Raw genomic sequence first — 24,359 nt, 5'->3', positions numbered from 1 at the left:
ATTCTTTAAAGCCGATTGGCGTTTTTAAGGGGGTTTGGGGGGATTAATCCTTTTTTTGCAAGCGGTCTATTCTCTGACGCGATCGCACGGTTTTTTTCCCTCGATTTCACCGGGCGATCGCGGCGTAATGGGTAAACTGATGATAAACTCTGTCCCCTCTCCCGGGGTGGAAATACAGCGTAGTTTTCCCCCATGTTTTTCCACCACAATGGAGTAAGCAATTGAGAGTCCTAAACCCGTCCCTTTGCCGACGGGTTTTGTTGTAAAAAAGGGGTCGAAAATTTTCAACCGGACCTGTTCACTGATCCCCGGACCATTATCCGCAATCCGCACCTGAACCCAATCGCGATCGCTCACTTCGGTGCGCAGGATAATTCTCGGTACGCGGGTTTTCTCTGGGTATAAATCCGCTGGAATCATTTGACTAGAAGTTGCCGCAGAAGTTACGGAGGATCTAGAATAACCGGGTCCTTCTTCGTTGTTCTGAACCCAGAATCCCTCACACTCATCCATTGCATCGATCGCATTATTTAAAATATTCATCACCACCTGATTCACTTGGGAGGCATAGCAGGTAATTTTCGGGAGGTTGCCATATTCTTTGATCACTTCAATTCCCGAATGTCGATCATTATTTGTAAGACGAGACTGCAAAATTAACAGGGTAGAATCAATCCCTTCATGAAGATCAACCTCTTTCATCGCTGATTCATCCAGACGAGAGAAATTTCGCAATCCTAGAACAATCTGGCGAATGCGATCGGCCCCGGTTTTCATGGAAGAGAGCAACCGAGGTAAATCTTCCAATAAAAACTCCAGATCCATCTCCTTGATCGCTGCTTGAATTTCAGGTTTTGAATCCGGATAATGCTGTTGATAAAGATAAACTAAATTAAACAAGTCATCCAGATACTCTTCGGCATGATTAAGATTTCCATAGATAAAACTCACGGGATTATTAATTTCATGAGCAATTCCCGCCACCATTTGCCCCAGACTGGACATTTTTTCCGTTTGAATGAGTTGAGTTTGGGTCTGTTTGAGGGTTTCTAAGGTTTGGGATAAGCGCAGATTTTTTTCATTTAAGGCATCATTGGCCTGATTTAAAGCCTGAGTACGCTCTTGTACTTTGGCTTCCAAGTTGGCATAAAGCAGAGCATTTTCCAACGCGATCGCTGCTTGGGAGGAGAGAATTTTCAAAATTTCTAGGCGGTCCCGGGTAAAAGCTCCCCGGGTTAAATTATTTTCTAAATATAAGATTCCTAATGTTTTTCCCCCGTTCACAATTGGGGTACATAACAAGGATTTTAACTGATGAGCCACCACATAAGGCTCCTTGGTAAATGCTCCTTCATAAGCGGCATCACTTAAAACTAAATTAGAGCCAGTTCGCGCCACATATTTGACGATCGCCACGGGTAAATCGGCGCAAGTTTCCAGATCCAGAGATTGTTCGACCGTTACTGCCTCAGCCGCCGTAGAAGCGGAAGCTGATATCAACAGTTTGCCCTCAACATCTAAAATTAAAAATGCTTTTTCGGCTCCGGCATTTTCAATGGCAGTTTTCATCAGGGTTGCCAGCAATTTATCGAGGACAATTTCACTGGCGATCGCTTGTGAAGCTTTCAAAACTGTAGTCAAATCCAGGCGATCGCTACTCTCCCGAGAAACGGAGACTCCCCTCGGGGTTAGTTTCTGTGCATTCGTGGGAGGAAATTGCTCCGGAGTGACGGGTAACAAGTGGGAATAGGTAGACTCCAACTGCTGCACTTTTGCGGTTGCTCCCCATTTTTTATATCCCTCCCGCGCTTCCTGCATATAGGCTTTCGCATGGGTGATTTTTCCTAATCCTAAATAAAATTTCCCGGCCAATTCGTTGGCGAGGGCTGCTTCTTGCACATACTCCTGTTCGGTGGCGAGTTGAATAGCCAGATCATATCCCTCCATTGCCTGCAATTTGTGACCCAGAACCCGGTCTCTTTCGGCCTGAACGAGATAAGATTTATGCAAATAATTCATCGGGGCATGATCGGCCCATTTTTTCAGCCTTTTTTGATTCGTGGCGACTTTTTTGAGGAGAAGTTTTCGGTCTTCTTCCGGTGCGCGATCGCATAGAGCCATTCTCGTCAGAGAATCATACCAATAAAACAGCCCCACCACCGGCAAGGCGATCGCTCCATCTAAATAGTTCTGAGCTTCTTCGGCATTCATCAGCGCTTCGTCGTAATTTTCAAACCAATAACACAGCATTAATTGATTCACAAAGTAATCATGCAGTCCGTTCCGATCATTGGCAGTGAGCATCAACGAAAGCGCTTGTTCTCGATTATAGGCTTCTCCCACTAACTGATATGAACTCTCACTTCTTCCCAACAAATTCAGCACTGCTTGCCGATAGATTTCATTCCATTGCACGACGTTCATCTGTTGCCAGTCGGTGAGGGAATGCCTCAAAGACAACATTTCCCGTTCTACTTCATTGAGGTCTTTTCCAATAAAGTATAAATTTTGACAACGGTTTTTGGCTGCATAAGAAGCCCATTCTAAATCTCCATTTTCAACCCCACTCCGTTCGGCATTTTGTAATGGAATTAAGGTGTCTTTGAGATGTACGGCCCAAGGATTGATTAGCCCTTCTACCATCGTTAAAATTTTAGCATTGGCTTGACCTGCACCGAACTGGGATAACAGGTTTAAGGCTAATTGTCCAAATTTATACCCGAGTTCAATTTCCCAAAATAAGCCCGATAAAAGCACCCCATAAGTGGCATAAGCAAAGGCGGACCAGGGTGAATTTCCCGATGCAATGGATAAGTTGACCTGTTCAAATACAATCAGCGGCAGTAAGGAAGGGGCGGCTTGATAGGCTGCGGATATCAAGCTAGAGAGAATTCTCATGGCGGCGAGTTTCTGGGGTTCCATCATGACAGGTAATGCCAGTAAGTCAGTTGGCTCTTTGTCCCCCATTGCCGCTTGGTTTTTTTCTCGTTGCCTTTGGATATCTGCTCGGGTGGGATTAGATATTAAATTAATCCCCAGTTGTTGGGCAATTTGTACGCCAATTTGTACAGCTTCCAAGGGTTGAGCCTGGGCCATACAAGCTTGAATTTTGAATTCATAAATTTTGACGGCATCTAGCAGGGTTTTGCTGGCTTCAATGACGGGATGAGCTAAGGTCGTCATTTGCTGGAAATCCGCGCATAAATAAGCCGCTTCGGTGGCTTCTTGATACAGGGTAAAGGTTAAGTCATAGTGGGTTTGCCAGCGATCGCTCCCTAAGAGTTGAATGCCTTGATTGAGATAGTTGAGCGCCGTTTGGTAGGCGGACGATCGCTTGGCTTTTTGTCCGGCTTGTAGGTTTAATTCAGCAATTTGTGTTCGCTCCCCGGGAGAAGCACTTAGTGAGATACCTTTATTGAGTTGATTGATGATATCAAATAGAATCTCCTCCCGGCGATCGCTCTGAGTCTGGTTGAGCCAGTATTGTCCGATGCTCAAATGCACCGCCGACTTGGCGGTATCGGAAATCAGAGAGTAAGCAGCGGCATGAATGCGATCGTGTACAAATTTGTAGTGTGCGATCAAGCAATCCAAATTGGCTTCTTCATGAGTGTTGGCTTTCCATTCCGCGATCGTCACGGACCAGTCGGCACTTTCCGTTGCCGGTAACACAAACCCTTGGGTGACTCCTGCTCGCAAATTCGCCGCCGTTTCTTTCACAGACTGCTTGGAAATAGCCGCCAAAGTTTGCAGATCGAAGCGTTTACCAATACAAGCCGCCAACTTGAGTACGGATTGCTCTCGTTCCCCCAGCTTGCGGATTTTCGCCGCCAGCAGTTGCACGACATTATCTGTAATCCCTCGTCTTTTTATTTTCTCAATGGACCACTGCCATGCTAAACTTTTATTATCAAATTCAATTAACCCATCCTCATACAACGCTCTCAAAAACTCTTGAATAAAAAAGGGATTTCCTCCGGTTTTATCTACCACTAATCCCGCCAAAGGTCCGGCTTGTCGTAAAGAGCATTGAAAGGTATCGGCTAATAGCTGATTGATACTCGCTAAGTTTAACGGTTCTAACTCAATACGATTGACAATTCCTCCGGTTTGCTCGATGTGGGCCAACCTTTCTAAAACTAGGGGAACCGTATCTCTGCCGGGGAGGGGCGCTTCTATCTCCCGATAGGATAAAATTAAAAAGAGTCCCGGATCGGCTACCGTCATCAGCCGTTCAATTAATTGCAAAGACCCGGCATCTGCCCATTGAATATCATCTAAAAATAGGGTTAAGGGATGGTGGGGAGTGGCGACGACTTTGAGGAAATTTTGAAACGTCAGATGAAAGCGATTTTCGGCTTCGGCTGGGCATAAACTTGTGATGGGTGGTTGCTTGCCCAAAATTAGCTCCATTTCGGGAATTACTTCCACAATGACTTGTCCATTGTTTCCCAATGCTATCTTCAGTTGCTCTTGCCAGCATTTGAGGCGATCGTCGGGTTCCATGAGCAGGTTAGCCACTAATTCATCAAAGGCTTTAATCCAGCCTAGATAGGGAATATCCTGCTTATTTTTGTCAAACTTTCCAGAAAGAAAATAGCCATTTTTTTTAGCAATCGGGGATTCGAGTTGCTGCACCAAGGCAGTTTTCCCGATGCCGCTTTCCCCGATGACTACCATCACTTCTCGTTGGGAGTTCAAGGTGCGCTCAAAAGCATTCCATAAGGTTTTAATTTGAGTTAGTCGTCCATAAAATTTAGGAGAAATATTAAATTTTCGGCAAATATCATTTTCCCCTAAGATAAACTCTTCGATTTCTCCAGTTGCCTCTAATTGCATCAAGCAGACGACCAAATCGGCTTGGAGTCCCCACGCACTTTGATAGCGGTCTTCTGCGGTTTTAGACAGCAATTTCATTACGAGGTCGGAAATAACTTTTGGAATGGAGGGGTCAATTTGATGGGGGGGAATTGCCTGTTTTGCCAGATGGGAATGGACCAGTTCCATCGGTTCGGGACTGGTAAAGGGAAGTTGGTTGACCAGGAGTTCGTAGAGGGTGACGCCGAGGGAATAAAAATCGGTCCGATAATCCAGGGTGCGGTTCATCCTGCCGGTTTGTTCCGGGGACATATAGGCCAGTGTACCTTCTAAGAGGTTAGGATTTTTTAAGGGGGGATTTTCTTGGGAAACAATGGTGGCAATGCTAAATCCAATCAGCTTGACTTCTTCGGTTTCGGGGTTGAAGAGGATATGCTCGGGATTGATATCTTTGTGGATGATGTTGGCACTATGTATGGAACCCAGGGCTTCGGCAATTTGAATGGCAAGGGTTAAAAATTCCGCCTGAGTCAAGGTGCGATTTTTGATGAATTGTTTGAGGGATTCTGCGCCAAAGTCTTCTAAGATTAAGGCGATCGCCTGGTTATACTTTTGGAGGCCATAAGTCTGCACTACTCCATCTAAATTGAGCCGATAAATTTCATACTCTTGCTTGTATCGGCTAAAATCTCCGGCATTGGTTCCCTCTGAGTGCAAGATTTTCACGATCGCCGGTAAGTTATCCCGTGATCGGATGGTGCGATAGACGCTGGACCGAGCATTTTGGCTCAGTTGATCAATGATTCTAAAACCGTTGAGGGCTTGGGTCGGTATTTGGCTTTCTATCATAGGTCCAGTGGGTAGATTGGTCCAGTCAGAATAGGGAAAAGTTAAAATACCCCCAGAACGGTTCAAACAAGTCTTCTCGGGGTGGGTTCAAACGGGTTTTAGGGTGGCGATCGCTCAGTCGGCACATTCTGTTACGAACCGGGCTTGCCTTTGTTTTCTCAGTTTAACTTAAGCCCTTGTCCTTGTCTGTAAAAATAATCAGCAAATCTCTACTAAATATCACGCCACTGATGGGGGAATCTATTCCCCGATGCCTTGCTCTCGTGATTTATCCTTGTTCTCTCACTGGATCACCCCGGATCAATCTGGGATTTGCATCGATTTCTTTTAAAATTAAGAGATAATTTAGCGGCCTTTTTCCCCATGAGCAATCCCTTAGATCGCTTAAAATATTTGCCCTGGACTTCCCTTCTGCCGGTTGCGGGCCTCACTACCCAACTTGTGGCTGCAGTCGAGGTCTGGGTGGCTTATGGTGCGAGCCAATCCAGCGCCCTTGGGAATGCCTTGACGTTACTCTATGCACCTCCCCTGGGAATCTTGGTGATGTTTGCATGGGGGATCGGAATGGGGGCGATCGCCGTCTATGGATGCGAACTTTGGAATCGGTCCATGCTCAACACCCCTAGTCTGTGGGCCTTAGCCTTTTGCATACTCCTCGGGCTTTTCATTAAGTCCCTTCTCCCCATCCCGGGGTTACTCGTGGATCTTTCCGAACGGTCTTTTATCGCCGTAGTGGTGGGCATTTTCTGGAAGGGCCGACCTTATATCCGCTAACTCCCCTTGGAGGCACTCGGTTAAGCTTCATCACCATCCCAGGATTGAGTCTTGAGCTTTGAAGATTGCAGATGGATTGTCCCTGCGCCCTTCTCAATCCTGGAGCTTTTATTTCCCTGGACAAAAAAAAATCCCGCTCAAGTTGAACGGGAAGCCATCAGGGTGCATCTACTAATGCACCTTATCTTAAACCATGAGGGGTGTAACCCCACAGTTCTTTAACAAAAATTTATAAAATCGCCGAAAAGCTCGAAATCTCGTTAACTGCCCCGGGAAACTTAACCCAAATCAGGTTAAAAACACCGATGAATGAGCACTAAACCTTTATTCCTTTGGCATCCCCCTTTCCAAGGGGGACGGGAGGGGGATCTCCTTACAAGAGTAGATTTTTTACGCTTAACTACATCTCCGGTCCCCTCCCCTTGGCAAGGGGAGGGTTAGGGTGGGGTCCTCTCTGACGTGGCTTGCGCCCCTTGCGCGTCACTCATAAGGAGGCGATCGCACCTGTATGGAGCCGGGTGCCAACCTCTTTCTTCGTGACGTGGCGATCGCCAGATGAAGAGGACCCCACCCTAACCCTCCCCTTGCCAAGGGGAGGGGACCGGATGTGCAGTTAATCTAAGGCAATCTCCCTGAGCGTAAAAAACCTACTCTTGTAAGAGGGGGATCGACCGGAGACAAAGAGGGATCAATCTGTTATTTTGCGAGCAGTCTAATCATTTAACGGATTAGCGAGAAAGTTAGTCCGGGGGTACAGTAGAGGAGGAAAAGAGGTCAGAAAACTCCAAAGCAGCTAATTGAGCGCGACGCTGAGAGAGTTGAAACTCCAAGGATTCGATTTCTGAAAGCAGTTGCTGTCGTCGTTGTTCTACCCCATCGGTTTGCAAGGCCAGAAAGGCTTCAATATCCGGCCATAATTCCACTGCCCAATCTTTACTCGAACTCCGGTATTCTTTGATAATTTGGACTGTGCCATTGGGTTCGAGTACAAATAAACTGTACAACCGCTTCTGAGTCGCTTTTTTGCTGCCTTTTTTCTCGCAATGGAGATAGAGTCCGGGTTGTTGAAAGGTTTGGACGCTGAGGTTACTGACAAAATCACCCAGAATCGAATACCCATCCGTCACTGTGGTATCGACTCCCTCAATTCGCTTGCACCAGTTACCTGATTTTTCGGAAAGACTGCCTTCCCAAAACCCCGGTGCATTCAGGAAGGCTTCTTTAAGATTAACCAGAAAGGATTCACTCATGGATTTAAGGTTGAATTTGGGGATGGGCCGATCGCCCTGGGTGGATAGGGCTAAGTCGCAGGCGTTACTTGGTGGAAACTGAACCCCATTGAGCTTCCCCAGACATCGGCTGAGTGTTCACCTGTTTGCTCTGATTGCGCACGGATTTTTTTTCCAAAGGTGGTGCGCTGGGGGTGACCAACTCGGATCCCGTGGATTCTTGATGGGGAATGACGGATTCAGGCGATCGCCACTCCGAGACTTGCGGCATCAGTTCGGCAGTCATTTTTTTAGGTTCAACATAGGAGGGCCCTGAAGAAACCAATGGGGTACGTCGAAGGGAGGGCATTTTTTTCGGACGACGCATCACAGGTTTGGGCTTGTTCGGATCCGCAATGAACCAGAGAACGGCAAGAATAACGAAGATATCTAATAGGAGCATTTCCAACATAATCAAACCTTAAATCGTGCGGCAGAAAAACCCGAGAGTGGGGTCAGGTCGCGATCGCCTGCCCTACAAGGAACGGTGAGCCACTGTCCTCGTAGCTGGGAGCGCGATTCCTTTCTTGATTGTAGAGTTTAAGAGCACCCAGAGCCAACTGTTTGCTCCAAAGGACCTCCTCTTTGAACCGGGTATTCCACCGCCAGATAGGGATTCAGGGATTCAAGCATGAGAAAACTGAGTCAGAAACCCCCTAGCTGGCGATCGCTGAGTCACCCCGGAACTTTCACCCACCCGATAACTCCACTCTTCATCCAAAGGGGAGGCTACAATCTGGGGTTTTGTGCTTTGGGCTCCATTTGGGATTCCGGGATATCCGGTGCAGGGATCATTTGTTTCAAGTGATAACCCTGATGGTCCATTTCTCGCACAAAATTAGTCGGTTCCTCGGGTTGAACCGGGGGTGCTGCGTCTGAGGGTGGCGCTTCCCGTCTGATTTTTTTAAGTTTAGCGTTTCGTCCCATTGTATCCGTCTCCATTGAGGTTTTTACCTGAATTTTAGTGCAATTTGGTCGGGAGGAATTCAGGGTTTCACCGTTTTGAGATCCGGTGTCTGGAGGACTGGCTAATTGCAGATTAAAAATTGAGTCACGATTTGACCCCGGCGACCCTCGGGAGTGATGACATTGGCAAAATAGCCTACGGTATGATTCTCGGCAGTTACAAGGGTTCCGTTCGGGACACGACCCATCACTTCTCCACTGGGCGATCGCAAGTTAACGGGTCCCCCTTCTAAGGTTTTGACCTGCATTGTCCCTGTAAACTGCGTGTTCCCGTAATGATGGTAGGTGAGAAAGCGATCGGCGACCCACCCTGTCAACCCGCCTGGTACAGTTATTTCCGACCAATTTCCCGTGCGATCGCCTGTATTAAATAATACCACCGTACCATTCGGAACTGTTCCCCGGATTTTTGAAGTCCGATCGGTATTCTCTCGCACATTGAGTACACCCCCTTCCGTCGTCACCCGACGATACCAGGTCCGGCAGCGCGGATCAATATTCTGATCCGATTGTGCCCAACTCAACGGCACAAGCGCCAAAATTGTCAAGAAGCTCAAGACAGAAAAAACCACAACATTGCGTTTCATTTCTACACTCCTATAGAATTCGGTGAGAGCACAGAATCTGATGTTGTTTGATGAAACTGGGCAGATTCTGTGAGCCAGAGATAGCCCGTGTCAATCAAGATTGTCAGAAAATTCATAAGTATAAGCATCTTGCTTCCTAGTCTAATAAGGGAGCAAGATGCTCCCCCTCCTGCCCGATTCGCTATCTTACCGCGTGATTTAGCTTTTTTTTACTCTTCCTAGTTTTTAGAGGAATTGAAAGTTCAACCGGATGAGAGGAAGTTTTCTATCTCAATTATGACATGGCTGTGCCATGTCCCTATCCGGTTGATTTTAAATTAACCCAAGATATCGAAGACCCCATCTTCAATAATACCATTAGGATTGGCAGTTCCGGTAATAATTTGCTCAACTTGTTCGGGAGTTAAATTGGGATTAGCACTCAGCATGAGTGCCGCTACACCGCTGACAACGGGAGCCGCCATTGAGGTTCCTTTCCAGAAATCATAGGTATTAATGGGCACCGAGGAATAGACATCTTCGCCCGGTGCAACCACATAATTAAGGAGGTCAGTACCTGCACGGTTGGTAAAGTCAGCAATCTGGCGATCGCGATTCACTGCACCCACGGCAATCCCGAATTCTGATGCATAAGCGGCGGGATATCGGACTGAACTAAACCGTTGATCTCCTCCAAGCGAGTTAAGTCCATCATTTCCCGAGGCGGAGACAATAACGGCTCCTTTTTCTCGCGCATAAATGAGGGCATCTTTCAGGATATTATTCACAGTCCCACCGCCCAAACTCAAGTTAATCACCCTCGCGCCATTATCCACAGCATAGCGAACTCCATCAGCAATTTGTTCTTCTTTTCCCGTAAATGCCCCAATGACAGGGACGGGCATAATCACGGCATTCGGAGCAATTCCCGTATTCCCAATGCCATTGTTATTACCCGCAATAATTCCCGCAACATGACTGGCATGACCCTCTAAAGGATCGATGCGATTAATCTGATTACTGCCTTCCAAGAAATTCCAGCCGATGATATCATCAACAAATCCATTGCCCTCATCATCAATCCCATTGCCGTTGATTTCATTGGGGTTGGTCCAAATCCGGCCTGCTAACTGAGGGTGAGTATAGTCTAAATAACCATCAATAACGGCAACAATCACCCCTTCACCTGTATAACCTTGATTCCAGACAGCCGGTGCATTCACCATATCGGGAACCCAATTCGACCCCACCTGTGTCGGTGCGGCAACGAAGGGTTCAGTCCCGATCGCTGCTGCCACTGCGGCTGCTGCATTCACCATTCCATAGCCCGATGAGCGATTAAAAAGCTGTGGAGAAATACTCAAATCATAGGCCGTTGGACCCCCCACTTGGGAGACTAAAATTTGATAGTTTCCTGGATCGAGGGTGAGGTGAATTTGTTCTAATGTAGAACCTTTTTGAGTGGAAAGGGCAACCACTTCTTCGGGTTCAATAACTTGATTAAAATTCCGGTCTTGCACTAAATACAAATCGGCATTATCACTTAACCCATCTACAAATAGGCTGATGGTTTTAGGGCGATCAAGTTGGAATTGGTAAAAATCATTGGGATTTTCGGTGCCAATAATTCCTGATGTGCGCTGCACGCGATCGAGCAACCCAAAATTAAAGGCTTCCGCGACATTACTCCCCCCTCCATTGGGGAAAAGTTCTGGAACTTTAGCTTCTAACCAAAGATTATAAGTGCTATCTCCTTGAATAGTATTGGCCCGGACAAAATAGGTTCCCGGATTCAAAATCCGTTCAATTTTTTCTTGAGAGGCACCCTGAGATTCCGAGGAAACAATGACTTCATCGGGGTCAATGACCCCATTTACATTGATATCTTCAATCAAAGAAAGTTGAGCATTTCCACTGAGTTCATACAGAGAAATTTGGACTTCTTTAAAAGAATCCAGCGTAAATTTATAGTAGTCTTCGGGGTTCGTGCTTTCCAAAAAATCACTGGGGATTTGCACCTCGGATAATAGTCCTATATCGGCGGCAGTCCCCAAGGTATTTCCCGCGCCGGAAGAGGGTAGGTTGGGAGCCGTTTGATCGATGGTGAGGAAATAGGGTGTATTTCCGCCAACTTTAACCACCCCCAGGAAATAAGTTCCTTGTCCCAGTACCCGATTAATTTGTGGGCTGAATGTGGGTTCTTGTTGGGGATAAGCGATAAATTCCTGGAAGGTAAAAACACCATCATTATTGATATCCTGCATCAAGAACAAATCCGCAGGCTGTTCTAAACTTTGCAATTTGATATCAATATTTCGAGTCTGATTGACCTCGAATTGATAAAAGTCGTAAGGGTTAGCTTCGCCAATAAAATCAGCCACTTCAAAGCGATCGCGTAATACCCCAATCTGTCCGAAACTAATGGGTTCGGTATTTCTTGCACCGGATGCGGGTACTCCCGATGGAATAGACTCGATCATCAAATCGTAAGGTGTCTCATTATCAACCTGAACAACTCGGGCAAAGTAGGTTCCTGGTAGTAACCCAGAGAGGTAAACTGTGGCCGGATAGGGTTCGGGTTCTTCTACGGGTCGGAAGGAATTGAGATACTCCATGAAGTCAATTTCTCCATCCCCGTTTAAATCAATCAGGTTGCGAGTATTATTAGTTTGGGTTGAAACAATTTCTCCATTATCAATAATACCATTCGCATTGCGGTCTTGAATTACTTGAATTTGGAGATTAGCGCTTAAATTCTCCAAAGAGAGCCGTAAATCGCTGGTAGAATTAACGGTAAATTGATAAAAATCATGGTAATTTTGAGTGCCAATAAACCCTTTATGGGCTTGAGGACGAGTTAAATCTCCAATCCATAATGCCTCATTTAAAGTATTATCAGGATTGGCCTGCAAGAGGCGACTTGAGGGAATGGCAGAGACGTTAATTTGGTAAGCCGTATCTCCCTCAGATTCAGACACTTTTACAAAATAGGTTCCCGGTGCTGTGGCAAAGCGATCAAGTTGTGAGACAGGAGCTTTTTCCGCAGCGATCGCCGCTTGTACTTCAGCGTCATCCGGAATCCCATTATTATTCAGGTCCCGAATTAAGTCAATGTTCGCTGAGGCATCGTTGCCGTCCAATTTGACGCTGATATCACTAAAAGTATCGAGACGAAACTTATAGTAGTCTTCCGTATCCAGGGACGTGACAACAGGACGGGTGTTCGGATCAGACCCCACAGTGTGAGACGAATTGATGACCCCGATATCTCCCGGCAAGTATCGGCGTCCTTCGGCAATCCCGGTATTCACCAAATGGTAAAATGCCGCACGGCGATCGCCTCCTAACGCTTGCTCTAAATCCGGATTAACCGCTAAGTAGTAGTCCAAATCAACAAATTGGGAAAATCGGCGATTTTCAGCAAATCCTCGGGTTAAAAAGTGTTGAAATGCTCCTTCCAGGTTGCCTGCAAATACTGAGGCAAGGCCCGGATTTGCATTCACATAATACTTGAGATCAAACAAAGGGGAGAAACTCCGCCCCTCCGCAATCCCCCACCCTTCCAGATGTTTTAAAATTTGGCTGTTAGAGGTAAGTCCTGCAAAGGCTAATTCAGGATTTTGTTCTCGATAATAATTTAGATTTACAAACGGTGAAAAAGGCCGTCCTTCCTCTAAACCCGAGGTTTGAAAATGTCGGTACAGTCGGTCTGGGCTGACAATTCCAACAGCAGCCAAATCCGGATTGGCAGCAAGGTAATAACTAGCATCAAATAATTCTAAAGACATCGGTGATGGGTCCAGAAGTGTTTTATATTCGCTAGGATGACTTCTATTAAAGCACTGAGTTCCAGAAACCGTTGAATTTAGCAACAATAGTTTATGCTTGTGGCTACGATTAAGGTAAAATTTACGAGTTTACAAGGTTACCTACTCGTTCGTGAAGTCAGAATCCCGTTTCTGGAAGTCCCCATTGTGAATAGAGCGGTTCCCTAGTGATCCTGTACATTTTTTTTGCCCCCGCCAACCCCTTCTTCATCGCATCTGTACCCGATGAGTCCAGGAAAGGCTATCCCCCTCATTGTCCCCGATTTCTGATACCATAGGAACCGATTAGTCGGCTTGAGGAGTGACCCCAACGGAAGTGAACGAAGTTCTGTTACCACCCAATTCTAGGAACGAAATGCCAAACGGGTTACGGATTATTCAAACCCTACCCCCAGATGTCGTACATCTGATCGCCGCTGGAGAAGTGATCGACTCTCTGGCGGCAGTTTTGCGGGAATTGGTAGAAAATGCCCTAGATGCCGGTGCAACGAGGATTTCGGTATCAGTGTGGCCCCAACTCTGGCGGGTGCGGGTGGCGGACAATGGATGTGGGATGGATGTGCAGAATTTGCAACAGGCGGCAACTGCCCACAGTACCAGCAAAATTCACAATGTTTACGACTTATGGAACATTACCAGTTTAGGATTTAGAGGTGAGGCCCTGCATAGTTTGGCACAGTTGTCCCAGTTAGAAATTAGGAGTCGAGTCGCAGAAGGTGAGGGATGGTGTGCGAAATATAATTCTCAAGGTGAAGCAGTACAAGTCCAACCCACGGCGATCGCCCCGGGAACAATTGTAACCGTCTGTGATCTATTTGAACGCTGGAAACCCCGGCGTCAGGGGTTGCCCAATGTTTCCCAACAAGTTAAAAATATCCAGCAGATGATTCAGCACATCGCCTTATGCCATCCTCATGTGCTGTGGCAGGTGGAACAAGACGATCGCCCTTGGTTTAAAATTACCCCCGGACAAAGTGCGCAGCAAATTTTGCCCCAAATTTTGCGCGGGGTCAAAGGTGGGGATTTAGAAGCGTTAACCCTATCGGTGAGTGAGGCAGAATCCATCTCCCTGGTGTTGGGATTACCCGATCGCTGTCATCGCCAACGTCCTGATTGGATCAAGGTGGCGGTAAACGGACGCTGTGTGCGATCGCCGGAATTGGAACAAACCATAATTGCTGGATTTGCCCGAACCTTACCGCGCGATCGATACCCCGTTTGCTTGCTGCATCTGCGAATTTCCCCGGAACAAATCGACTGGAACCGGCATCCGGCGAAAGCTGAAATTTATCTCAAGAATATCAACCAATGGCAAGAACGAATTAAGGAGGCGATCGCCCAAGGGTTGCAGTTAAATCCAGAAACCACCCCCGACGCCGCACAACACCGCGTCACCCAACTCTTGAAAGCGTCCGAAGAAAAAGGCGCATATCACGTCAACCCGAACCCCGAGGAGAATTCCCAATCAGGCAGTCGGGCGCAACCCCTGCACTTACGCGCTGTCGCCCAAGTCAGCCAAATGTATATCGTTGCGGAACATCCTAACGGATTATGGTTAGTGGAACAACATATCGCTCATGAGCGCATTTTATACGAACAACTCTGCGATCGTTGGCAACTTGTCCCTATCGAACCCGCGATCGTCCTCAATCAACTCACCCCCGCCCAACTCGAACAACTCAACCGCCTCGGACTTGATATCCAACCCTTTGGCAGCGAATTATGGGCCGTTCGCACCCTCCCCGAACTGTTAGCAGAACGGGACGATTGTGCCGACGCCCTCATAGAACTGAGCTTAGGAGGAGACTTACAACAAGCACAAGTCGCCACCGCCTGCCGTAGCGCCATCCGTAACGGAACCCCTCTCACTTTACCCCAAATGCAGGATATTTTAGACCGCTGGCAACGCACCCGTAACCCCCGCACCTGTCCCCACGGCCGACCTATCTATTTATCCTTAGAAGAGTCCTCCCTAGCGCGCTTTTTCCGCCGTCACTGGGTCATCGGAAAAAGTCATGGTATTTAACACAATAATTTTTTTAGTTTGTAGTAACAATTTCTGTCGTTGAATTTATCAATAAATTAGTGCTAAATTTGGGCATAATCACTACCATTTGGAGCAGACAATGGGACGTTATGATAATCTGAATAAAATCCAGGCAATGGACCCAATAAAAGACCATGCAGAAATCGTTAAAATCATGGTGAGCTATGAGTTTCCTTGGGATTTCCAACGCAGTCAAATAGAAATGGCATTTGCTCGGTTCTTTGCCGGTCCCCGAATAGCGGGTCTGGTTGCGAAACGAGGTTATGCGAAGACACATCCCCAAAAGCGGTATGATGACACCTCTATTCTTTTGTATGAAATGATTAAGCATGGCTATGATAGCGAACAGGGTCGTGCTTGTATTGAGCGCATGAATTATATTCACAGTCACTTTCCCATTCATAACGATGACTTTTTATACGTCACCACTGTTTTAATTGTGGAGCCTGTGGAATGGAATGCCCGTTTTGGCTGGCGGCTGATGTGTGGAAATGAAATACAGGCATGGGTACAATTTTGGTGGGAAATTAGTCAGCGAATGCACATGAAAAACCTTCCCAATACCCTCGAAGGAATAAAAGCATTTAAAACCGATTATGAAAATAAATATGTTTACAATTCCCCCTGGACTAAAGATTTGGTTCAAGTTTTTGTAGATTTGATTTCTAGCTGGTTCCCCCTAGTTCCCAAATCCCTAATTAACGTAGCCTTTCGCTGCCTGTTAGATGACAAATCACTCCAGGCTTTTGAAATGCAGGCTCCCCCAATTCCGGTCAAGAAATTGGTAGAATTTAGCCTGCGATCGCGGGGGATACTTCTGAGTTTCCTACCCCCACGCACCACCTCGGGTCTCTTTGTTGATCACCCTTCTCGCTCTTATCCCAATAAGGACTATAATATTGCTAAACTTGGCCCATCGGATGAAAACTTAAAACAAAAAATTGGTTTATGAAGTCGAAAATAATTGATAGAAAATTCTGGTTTTAAAAGTCAAAAAACCGAATTTTTTATCATATATAGTCTATGATTTAAAGATTTTATAGCAATTTCAAAACACGAAAGAGAGGGAACATCTTTCTGTATTCTACTCATCAGCCGCCAGATGTTCCCACTTGTTGATATTACTATTCAGGTTATTCAGACTGATGAGATGAGGAAGGAACACCCACAGATTTTGCCATGAAAATATCTGGTTTCCCTTTACCATTAGCATCGGGCATCACTCCAACAATTTCAAATCCACATTTTTGATAAAATTGATAGGGATGACCGCGTAAATTTTGAATATCCCGAATTTTTTCCCACAGATTAGAATAAAGATTGACTCCAGAAAGACTGGTCATATTCATTTCATCATCACTTCCCAACCAAAGGGTTAATGCACCGCGTTGTCTGACTTGTTTTTCTAAATCTTGCAGGAGGGTTCTGCCAATTCCTTGGCGGCGATAATTCGCGGCAACGACAAGGGGATGAACTTCCCAAACATGGCCGTTATATTGAGAGATTCCGCCAACCCATCCCAAAACTTTGCCTACTTCATTGATGGCAACTCGATTAATTCTATCATCGGTCAGTGAATCTAAAACTTCTTGTCGGGCGGCATCGAGGGTGGGCCATGCTTCCGGCCAGTTTTCGCGAAACCCTTCTAGGAGTAATTGACTCAAGGGTTCGATTAAGGCATCCTGGCGATCGCTCAAGTTAATGATATTAAGCATGAGTTTATTTGCGGTGATGGGTAATTAATGCAGACAAAATTCGAGCAATATTCCAAGCATCATCATGACCTCGGTGGTGGGTTCCCTCTAAGGGTAAATTGAGCCGTTCTAATGCCCCAGCCATTCCCACTTCTTTTTCTAACGCATACATAACAGAAAACAAAGTTTTTACATTAATATGACGATTACTAAAGGGATAGCGAACCCCTTTTTTCTCGCACTCGACTTCAAATTGTCGTTTATCAAATTCGCCATAACTGGCCCAAATTCTTTGATGTGAAATATATTTATTTCTGAGGATTGAGCAAGCTTGTCCCAAGGATACCCCTTGGTTCACTTGTGCTTGAGTTAAGGTGGTGAGTTGGGTACAAAATTCACTCACTTGGGACTGTTTTGGTTTGACTAAGATACTCTCTTTTTCGAGTAATTCCCCGGAGGTGATATCCAGGGGACAAATGCCAATTTCAATAATTTCTCGTTCTTGATTGGGGGGCGGTTCTTTTTCCCAGCAGGTTGCTTCAATGTCAATGACTATAATCCGATCTAGTCTGATTGCCATATTTGACTACTTTGATGGAGGTGATAGGATATTAGTACAGTAGAGAGAAACCCCCGGGATTTTTGACAAAATTCCTGCCAATTTCTAATAAATTTTGTTAAAAATCCCGGGGTTTGGGGTCTGAGTTTGATAACTGGACTGGGGCTATAACGACTCGATGAGTTTTAATTTTAGACCAAAGCAACGGCTTAGTGCTTACTTGAAATTTAACCTGCCCGTAGTTTTTCGACGACGCGCTCAAGTTGGACGGAATGAGAGGCTTTAAAGAGAATGCGATCGCCTTTTTTCATCCAATCTTTGACACGCTGACAGAGGTAATCATGGGCATTCGGCTGTTCGATATCGATAATTTCTACTACGGGTAAACCTGTAGCACCTTTTGCCATTGCTTCGGCTTCTGCGGAGTCGGCAAAGATAAACAATGCATCCAAATTTAAGGATTGGGCAACGCTGCCGATGCGCTCATGAAATTCTAGCGATCGCTCCCCCAATTCTTTCATGGTTCCCAGGACCGCTATTTGCCGTTCTCCTGGGGTTTTTGCCAGCATTTGGAGGGCAGCGGTCATGGATTCTAAACCGGCATTATAGGTTTCATCTAAAAGCACAATATCATCGGCTAATTCATACCGTCTCGCCCTGCCATCGGGGAGTTCCACGGTTAAACCGGATTTGAGGGGTTCCCAACTCACATTGAGCAGTTTTGCCACGGCTAATGCGGCTAAATAGTTTAAAGCATTATGTTCCCCAGGAAGGGGAACTGGGAAAGTTACGCCTTCGACTTCTAGGAAATCCCCCTCTTTTAAGGTTCCCTGCAAGTCTCCCCCAGTTAACCCATAAGTGAGAGTTTTGCCGGACCAGACTTTTGCTGCGGTTTCCATGAGGCGGGAATTGTCGTAATTGAGGACGGCAATCCCTTCTGGGGACATTTTTTCTAATAACTCACATTTGGCGGAGGCGATCGCCGCTTCAGAACCTAAGCGTTCAATATGGGCAGTACCCACATTGGTAATGACACCAATGGTAGGGGCGGCAATTTTGGCGAGGAGGGCAATTTCTCCTTTCCCGCGCATCGCCATTTCAATTACGGCATAATCATGGTCTGAGGTTAAATTTAAGAGAGTTTTGGGAACACCAATTTCGTTATTATAATTCTTCTCGGTTTTGAGAACCGGACCCTGGGTGTTTAAAACCGCTGAGATTAATTCTTTAGTCGTGGTTTTGCCGACGGATCCGGTGATGCCAATCACGGGGATGTCAAACTGAGTTCGCCACCAATGGGCGATCGCCTGATAAGCTGCCAAGGTATCCGGGACCACCAAAAGGGGCCAGTCTGGATGGGTGTTCACATAGTCCCGATCCACAATCGCCGCGATCGCCCCTTTGTCAAATGCGGACCCAATAAACTGATGCCCATCAAATTGGGTCCCTCTTAGGGCCACAAATACCTCACCGGCCCGTAAATTGCGCGTATCCGTAATAATACTGAGGGCCTGTTTTGCGCCAAGTTCCTCCGAGAGCGGGTTAACGACTTGGGCATTCAAGAGGGAAATTAGTTGAGCAAGGGTCACAAAACGAGACATGGTGGCAGGACTTGAATTTAATAAAAATTAATGATACCATCCCCGCAAGCGGTGACGAAGCCAGCGATCGCCCCAATCTAAGCATCGGATATACCATAAAGGTGTTTCCACGGTCAACCGTGATAAATCTTCATTAAAATTCCGTGAATCCCCCCTGGCATCTTCACAGACTTTTTACCATACTGAATGGTTGAGGAGATCTGCCTAGGTTATTCTAATAGATAGAGATCCTATGGATCAGGGAAAGCTCAGACCTATTCAAAAGTGGCCCGAGATCACCGACTCTTTTAGGGAGTTTCATGTAACATGGGTGAATCCCAGTGGCCTGAGACTGGTCTGAATCTGTGTGATAGCTATTATCCAAGCGGATTTAAACATAAATTATCTATCAAAGTCGGGCCAATATTCCACTGGGAAAATGGTGTCCTATTGAAAACGCTCGCTCTGGAAAATTGAATCAAGCCAAACATCTGGGCAGGGGGAAAGTCAAGTGAATCATCGAACGGATCCTTACAACCGAAAAACAAGCCAGGAGGAGCAGTTACTATACGATCACCTCCTCAATCTGGTGAAAGCGGAGCCACCGTCCGAAATGATCTCGCGCTTTCACAGCCTCTTTATTGAAGGCAGGGACTACCCCGAATCTGAGATCTCAGGGGCGTTAGGTCGAATGCTTACCTATAAGGGCATGGACCAAGATTTTAAGTTTATTCTAAATAGATGTTGCCACATTTTAGTGAATCGCTGGCAAATGCACAGCCAAACGCAAGAAGCGATTCCGGAGTTAGTGGCCCTGTTTGAGCAACCTGGGGGCTATAATCCTTATAGTCGCTCAAGAACGGGCCGACAGTTGCAAGAATTGGTCAAAGATTTCACCGCAACGGAGCAGTACCTGACCCTACGCCGGTTATCCAAGGTGGTGCAACATAGTTCGGAAATCAGCCCGCCTAAAGAGCATCGGCCCTTGGGAACGTTTATCGATCGCTATCCCTACCTCTATTCTCATTGCCTGCTGAGTGAAGATAGCAGCTATGAGCATCAACAAACCGTGCGCAAAATTCAAGCGCAACGGCAACGGCAATTTGAAATTAACTTATCCCAGTATGTCACCTATCAAGTCCGGCGATCGCAGGTCCGACGGACGGGAAATGTGAATGCAGTCCGAAACCTATCGCCGGTGAACAATCCCACCTTACTCAGCGATCGCGAACTGTATTATTCCCTCAAAGATTATGTCGGCAAAGCAGAAGGGGGCCACACTTACCGCGACTTAGCCCAGAGCTTTATCACCCACACCAGTCAGACTCCGAACTACGCAGAATTTAAAGCGGATCTATACGACTACCTGATCGGGTCCATCGACCCCGAATATGGCAAACGCCAATTTAACGACAAGTTATGTAAGCATTTAAAAGCCACCCTGCCCCAGAGTGATTCCCAGAAACTCAGTGATTTTCTAGTCGTTAGAACTTGCAGCCAGCTTTTGAATTTTTTAGTCGTAGAAAGTTCTCAAAAGCCCACTCATTTTATCTTTCTGGATGTGGTTTCTAATATTGGACCCACCCGGACAACCGGAATGCTTTTGAAAATTGTACTGCTCTGTCGGAAAGTCAAACCCTACTTAGAAAAACGGCTTTCCATCTTGTTTAACCACTATGAAAATTCTAATAATGATAGCATTATTTGGCTCATCAAAATGTTAGAAAATATCAACGTAGCCTTAAGTACAAATTTTGGTGCCCTTGACTTATCTTTCATGAGCCAAATTGCTTAAAATCCCACCCTTAAATTCTTTTAATCCTGGAAATTGAAGGTGAATACCTCAATTTCATTTCCCCGTCTCGGGCGGGTCTGCACTAGGATTGGTAGTGTAGCGCGCTGAAGGATAGCCCACCTCTTATGACTCACGGAGGTTCCAACGAGAACGAGGAACAAATTCCTAACCCCCATCAGACCCCCATGCCCTCAGCCGGTTCCGCCAATTTAGATGGAGAACTGGATGAGGCAATTTTGTCGTTTGCAGATATTCAAGCGGACCTGAATTACAAACAAGCTAAAGATGCCCTGCGAGAGTTAGTGGCGAATCTGGACCTGACTCCGGAAGAACGAGCAGGCTTGGATCCAGAGATTGAAGGACTCAGCACCATGCTGGATAAACTAGAACGGACGGTGGTGCAAATCGCTGTGTTTGGCATGGTGGGACGGGGAAAATCATCGATTTTAAATGCATTATTGGGGCAGAATGTCTTTGAAACCGGGCCGATTCATGGGGTAACCCGGACCTCTCAGGGAGTGAATTGGCGAGTGGAGCGATCGCCCCTCGATGGCGGAGAGGGCAACATTACCCAACTTACCCTCTCTGGCATCGGACAGTCTCAAATCGAACTGATTGACACTCCCGGAATCGATGAAGTGGATGGTCAAACCCGGGAAATTTTGGCCCAGCAAGTCGCTTCTCGTGCGGACTTAATTTTATTTGCCGTTGCCGGGGATATGACCCAGGTGGAATATGAAGCCCTCTCCCAGTTGCGGGATGCGGGGAAACCCATGCTGCTGATTTTTAACAAAATTGACCAATATCCCGAAGCCGATCGGGAGGCAGTCTATCGTAAAATCCGCGATGATCGGGTCAAAGAACTCCTGTCGGAGGATGAAATCGTTATGGCGGCAGCAGCCCCCTTAGTCGCCCAAGCGACCCCGCGAAGCGATGGCACAATGGCGGTGCAGATGAAGCGGGGTTTACCCCAAGTCGATGACTTAAAATTAAAAATTCTGGAAATTTTAGACCGGGAGGGGAAATCCCTGGTGGCGTTGAATACCCTGCTGTATGCCGGGGATGTGAATGAACAATTGGTTGAGCGCAAAATGCAGATTCGGGACAAGAGTGCCAACCGATTGATTTGGAATGCGGTGATGACGAAAGCGGTGGCGATCGCCCTCAATCCGATTACGGCGATCGATATCCTCAGTGGGGCGGTGATTGATGTCGCTACAATTTTAACCTTATCTAAGCTCTATGGCATTCCCATGACTCAAGCCGGTGCCATCAATCTGCTCAAAAAAATAGCCCTGAGTATGGGCGGAATTAGTGCCAGCGAACTCTTGGCAAATCTGGGATTATCATCCCTGAAAGGTTTATTAGGATTAGCGGCACCGGCTACGGGTGGGGCATCTTTAGTCCCCTATCTTTCCGTTGCCATTACCCAAGCCGGTGTCGCCGGGTTTTCCTCCTACGCCATTGGTCAGGTGACCAAAACCTACTTGGCTAATGGGGCATCCTGGGGACCGGATGGGCCAAAAGCTGTGGTCACCCGAATCATTGATTCCCTTGATGAAACCACCATTATGGGTCGGATTAAGGAGGAACTTCAAGAAAAACTCCTAAAAGTGAGAGAAAGAAAAAAGCCCAAAAACTCAAGTGAGTTAAATTAAAACTTGTTTTTCAAGGCTTTATCCTGAAAAGGTCGGATATTTCTCACTTAAAGAGAGATACTTAAATTATGGGATATGAACCCTCTTGTTATTTTTCTTGTCGTTGTTTGAAATCATTGCGCCATTCTCGCAATTGCTCCGAGGCCACATCGCGGCCCCCTAACCCAAAGGCTAAGGCAATGGCAACAGCAAGGGCACCAAAGAGTAAACCAAAGGCCAGGTTAACAATATGAGGAGCAATCCCCATTTGTTGGAGTGCCATCGCACCGGCGAGAGCAATAATCGCAATTCGAGCCGCTTGAGCCAGAAGTTGAGATTGGGAACCTCGGGAACCGGAAATGAGATGATAGGCCAAATTTGCTAGGTAAAGGCCAATGCCAAAGACGATCAAACCGACGAGAACCTGACCAGCAATGACCAGTAAGCCTTGCATGATGATGGTAAGGGCTGGCAATTGCAGGACTTCAGTCGCTGCCACTGCTCCAAAGAGCATAATGCCCACCCAGGTAACAATCCCGACAATTTCTGCGGGAGTTCTCGTGGGAGACGAGGAGGGTTGGACGACGGTTTGTTGACCCGATCGCATATCCGGTGCATCTGCCGGTGGGGGTTGGGGCGGATTACCACTGGGGGTCGTTGGCAGACCGATCCAGGAGAAGATATTGTTAAACCCGATGCTACGAAGAATGCGGATGACCAGATCCGAGGTGAACTTGGCGATCGCATAGAATAACGCCAAAATGAACCCGGCAGTCAAAATCAGGGGAATGGCGGACATGATTTGCGACAGCATGGCGATCGCAGGAGCCGAGATCGCTGCGATTTCCAACGCATTCAACGCCGCGATCGCCGTCGGAATCAGAATCAAGACATAGACAATCGTCCCAATCAGTTGAGACAGCGACATTCCGTCTTGAGTCCGGGACAGTCCCAATTGAGCACCAAGGCGATCGGTTCCTGTCGCCGCCAGCAAGTTGGTGACAATCCCCCGCACAATCCGGGCCATAAACCACCCGACAGCCCCAATAATCAGGGCCATCAGAATTTTAGGCACTGCCGACAGAAAGTCATTGACCAAATTCTGAACCGGCAGCACATTTAATTCTAAGGCATTCAGAATTAGGGGCAGAAAGAACAGAAAGATAAACCAGTAGAGCGCATTACCGAGGGTTTCATTGAGTAAAAACCGGCTTTCCCCAGCAGTCTGGGGGTCTGTCGTCTCTGCTGTTTCTGCAAGCCGTTCATCTAACCGGAACTGCGCTAATCCCCGAGTCAGCAACATTTTAGACAGGGTTGCCAGGATCCAGGCTACACCCAGCAGAACTGCGGCACCGCCAATCTTGGGTAGATAGGCGAAAATCTGCTCTAAGAACCGATTTAAGGGCTGGGAAACCACCTCCAGATTCAGGGCCTGGAGAAAGGCGACCAAGACAAAAATCATGATCAGCCAGTAAACCGTATTCGAGATCCACTTTTCAGTAGGAGGCATCTCCTGTCCCGGTGCTCGTCCCATGACGGCACTGGCAATCCGGTTGTCCAGATTCGTGTTGTGGAGGACCTTTCTAATAATTCCTGCCGCAATCGTGGCAACAAACCAGCCACCGATGAGAATGGCGAGCGCTCCTAATAAACTGGGCAGGAATGACCCCAACTGTTCAAAGAGCGCCGTAAAAAATCCTGTAACGTTCCCCAAAGCAAAGCCAGAAAAGAATCCTGGTTCCTGAGCCAGCAGCGCTTCGGGGCTTAAACTTCCCCGCGCTATTGCTGATATTCCGTGCAAAATTCCATTCATAAGGTGATTTGAGTGTACTTCCGATATGACCGTTCAACAGCGTTGATCATTCAATAAATGCCAGTCAGTGCATTTGCCCTTATCCTACAGGGCTATGCATCTTTTGCTGTAGTCTATGCGATCTTTTGCGTTTTTCCCCACTCTCAACTGAGGCAGAGCAAACGCT

15 protein-coding genes are annotated in these 24,359 nt (G+C 46.8%); 5 read left to right on the top strand and 10 right to left on the bottom strand.

Annotated elements, in window-relative coordinates; translation table 11 throughout:
* Nucleotides 1-66: 66 nt before the first annotated feature.
* Nucleotides 67-5,733, bottom strand: a complete 5,667-nt coding sequence (locus NG796_RS05385; protein ID WP_261204884.1) for an ATP-binding sensor histidine kinase — start codon at nucleotides 5,731-5,733, stop codon at nucleotides 67-69.
* Nucleotides 5,734-6,030: 297 nt separating this feature from the next.
* On the opposite strand from NG796_RS05385, the gene NG796_RS05380 reads away from it, so the two are divergent.
* On the top strand, nucleotides 6,031-6,441 hold the full coding sequence (locus NG796_RS05380; RefSeq protein ID WP_261204883.1) for a peptide chain release factor 1: 411 nt from the start codon (nucleotides 6,031-6,033) through the stop codon (nucleotides 6,439-6,441).
* Between the two features lie 740 nt (nucleotides 6,442-7,181).
* On the opposite strand, the gene NG796_RS05375 is transcribed toward NG796_RS05380, so the two are convergent.
* The 5 genes from NG796_RS05375 to NG796_RS05355 all read right to left on the bottom strand — a co-directional run bounded on the left by NG796_RS05375 (nucleotide 7,182) and on the right by NG796_RS05355 (nucleotide 13,029).
* On the bottom strand, nucleotides 7,182-7,691 hold the full coding sequence (locus NG796_RS05375) for a hypothetical protein (RefSeq protein ID WP_261204882.1): 510 nt from the start codon (nucleotides 7,689-7,691) through the stop codon (nucleotides 7,182-7,184).
* A 64-nt stretch (nucleotides 7,692-7,755) separates the two neighbouring features.
* Complete coding sequence (locus tag NG796_RS05370) at nucleotides 7,756-7,956, bottom strand: hypothetical protein (RefSeq protein ID WP_261204881.1); 201 nt, start codon at nucleotides 7,954-7,956, stop codon at nucleotides 7,756-7,758.
* A gap of 482 nt (nucleotides 7,957-8,438) precedes the next feature.
* Complete coding sequence (locus NG796_RS05365) at nucleotides 8,439-8,636, bottom strand: hypothetical protein (protein ID WP_261204880.1); 198 nt, start codon at nucleotides 8,634-8,636, stop codon at nucleotides 8,439-8,441.
* A gap of 101 nt (nucleotides 8,637-8,737) precedes the next feature.
* A complete protein-coding gene (locus NG796_RS05360; RefSeq protein ID WP_261204879.1) occupies nucleotides 8,738-9,262 on the bottom strand; it encodes an SH3 domain-containing protein in 525 nt (174 codons plus the stop codon).
* Nucleotides 9,263-9,579: 317 nt separating this feature from the next.
* A complete protein-coding gene (locus NG796_RS05355) occupies nucleotides 9,580-13,029 on the bottom strand; it encodes a S8 family serine peptidase (protein ID WP_261204878.1) in 3,450 nt (1,149 codons plus the stop codon).
* Between the two features lie 394 nt (nucleotides 13,030-13,423).
* On the opposite strand from NG796_RS05355, the gene mutL reads away from it, so the two are divergent.
* Nucleotides 13,424-15,094, top strand: coding sequence for a DNA mismatch repair endonuclease MutL (gene mutL, locus NG796_RS05350; protein ID WP_261204950.1), 1,671 nt, complete (start codon nucleotides 13,424-13,426; stop codon nucleotides 15,092-15,094).
* A gap of 100 nt (nucleotides 15,095-15,194) precedes the next feature.
* Nucleotides 15,195-16,067, top strand: a complete 873-nt coding sequence (locus tag NG796_RS05345) for a hypothetical protein (RefSeq protein WP_261204877.1) — start codon at nucleotides 15,195-15,197, stop codon at nucleotides 16,065-16,067.
* A gap of 181 nt (nucleotides 16,068-16,248) precedes the next feature.
* On the opposite strand, the gene NG796_RS05340 is transcribed toward NG796_RS05345, so the two are convergent.
* The 3 genes from NG796_RS05340 to NG796_RS05330 all read right to left on the bottom strand — a co-directional run bounded on the left by NG796_RS05340 (nucleotide 16,249) and on the right by NG796_RS05330 (nucleotide 18,969).
* Nucleotides 16,249-16,830 (bottom strand): GNAT family N-acetyltransferase, encoded by a 582-nt coding sequence (locus tag NG796_RS05340; RefSeq protein WP_261204876.1) that lies wholly within the window; start codon nucleotides 16,828-16,830, stop codon nucleotides 16,249-16,251.
* A 4-nt stretch (nucleotides 16,831-16,834) separates the two neighbouring features.
* Nucleotides 16,835-17,389 (bottom strand): 3'-5' exonuclease, encoded by a 555-nt coding sequence (locus tag NG796_RS05335; protein ID WP_261204875.1) that lies wholly within the window; start codon nucleotides 17,387-17,389, stop codon nucleotides 16,835-16,837.
* 206 nt (nucleotides 17,390-17,595) lie between these two features.
* Nucleotides 17,596-18,969: a UDP-N-acetylmuramoyl-tripeptide--D-alanyl-D-alanine ligase gene (locus NG796_RS05330; protein WP_261204874.1), complete on the bottom strand. Its 1,374-nt coding sequence runs from the start codon at nucleotides 18,967-18,969 to the stop codon at nucleotides 17,596-17,598.
* 490 nt (nucleotides 18,970-19,459) lie between these two features.
* Here NG796_RS05330 and NG796_RS05325 point away from each other — a divergent pair, with 490 nt between their 5' ends.
* On the top strand, nucleotides 19,460-20,743 hold the full coding sequence (locus tag NG796_RS05325) for a hypothetical protein (RefSeq protein ID WP_261204873.1): 1,284 nt from the start codon (nucleotides 19,460-19,462) through the stop codon (nucleotides 20,741-20,743).
* A gap of 185 nt (nucleotides 20,744-20,928) precedes the next feature.
* The gene (locus NG796_RS05320; RefSeq protein WP_261204949.1) at nucleotides 20,929-22,401 is read left to right on the top strand and encodes a GTP-binding protein; all 1,473 of its coding nucleotides are present in this window, start codon (nucleotides 20,929-20,931) and stop codon (nucleotides 22,399-22,401) included.
* An 88-nt stretch (nucleotides 22,402-22,489) separates the two neighbouring features.
* Here NG796_RS05320 and NG796_RS05315 read toward each other — a convergent pair whose 3' ends face one another.
* The gene (locus NG796_RS05315; protein ID WP_261204872.1) at nucleotides 22,490-24,193 is read right to left on the bottom strand and encodes a mechanosensitive ion channel; all 1,704 of its coding nucleotides are present in this window, start codon (nucleotides 24,191-24,193) and stop codon (nucleotides 22,490-22,492) included.
* Between the last annotated feature and the right edge of the window lie 166 nt (nucleotides 24,194-24,359).

Origin of the sequence: Laspinema sp. D2d (genome assembly GCF_025370755.1) — a bacterium.
GTDB lineage: Bacteria > Cyanobacteriota > Cyanobacteriia > Cyanobacteriales > Laspinemataceae > Laspinema.
This window is presented reverse-complemented; position numbering and strand designations above follow the sequence as displayed.

Coding starts and splice junctions, on each gene's coding strand:
- NG796_RS05380 (WP_261204883.1), top strand. CDS start 6,031: ATGAGCAATCCCTTAGATCGCTTAAAATATTTGCCCTGGACTTCCCTT.
- NG796_RS05375 (WP_261204882.1), bottom strand. CDS start 7,691: ATGAGTGAATCCTTTCTGGTTAATCTTAAAGAAGCCTTCCTGAATGCA.
- NG796_RS05370 (WP_261204881.1), bottom strand. CDS start 7,956: ATGACTGCCGAACTGATGCCGCAAGTCTCGGAGTGGCGATCGCCTGAA.
- NG796_RS05365 (WP_261204880.1), bottom strand. CDS start 8,636: ATGGGACGAAACGCTAAACTTAAAAAAATCAGACGGGAAGCGCCACCC.
- NG796_RS05360 (WP_261204879.1), bottom strand. CDS start 9,262: ATGAAACGCAATGTTGTGGTTTTTTCTGTCTTGAGCTTCTTGACAATT.
- NG796_RS05355 (WP_261204878.1), bottom strand. CDS start 13,029: ATGTCTTTAGAATTATTTGATGCTAGTTATTACCTTGCTGCCAATCCG.
- mutL (WP_261204950.1), top strand. CDS start 13,424: ATGCCAAACGGGTTACGGATTATTCAAACCCTACCCCCAGATGTCGTA.
- NG796_RS05345 (WP_261204877.1), top strand. CDS start 15,195: ATGGGACGTTATGATAATCTGAATAAAATCCAGGCAATGGACCCAATA.
- NG796_RS05340 (WP_261204876.1), bottom strand. CDS start 16,830: ATGCTTAATATCATTAACTTGAGCGATCGCCAGGATGCCTTAATCGAA.
- NG796_RS05335 (WP_261204875.1), bottom strand. CDS start 17,389: ATGGCAATCAGACTAGATCGGATTATAGTCATTGACATTGAAGCAACC.
- NG796_RS05330 (WP_261204874.1), bottom strand. CDS start 18,969: ATGTCTCGTTTTGTGACCCTTGCTCAACTAATTTCCCTCTTGAATGCC.
- NG796_RS05320 (WP_261204949.1), top strand. CDS start 20,929: ATGCCCTCAGCCGGTTCCGCCAATTTAGATGGAGAACTGGATGAGGCA.
- NG796_RS05315 (WP_261204872.1), bottom strand. CDS start 24,193: ATGAATGGAATTTTGCACGGAATATCAGCAATAGCGCGGGGAAGTTTA.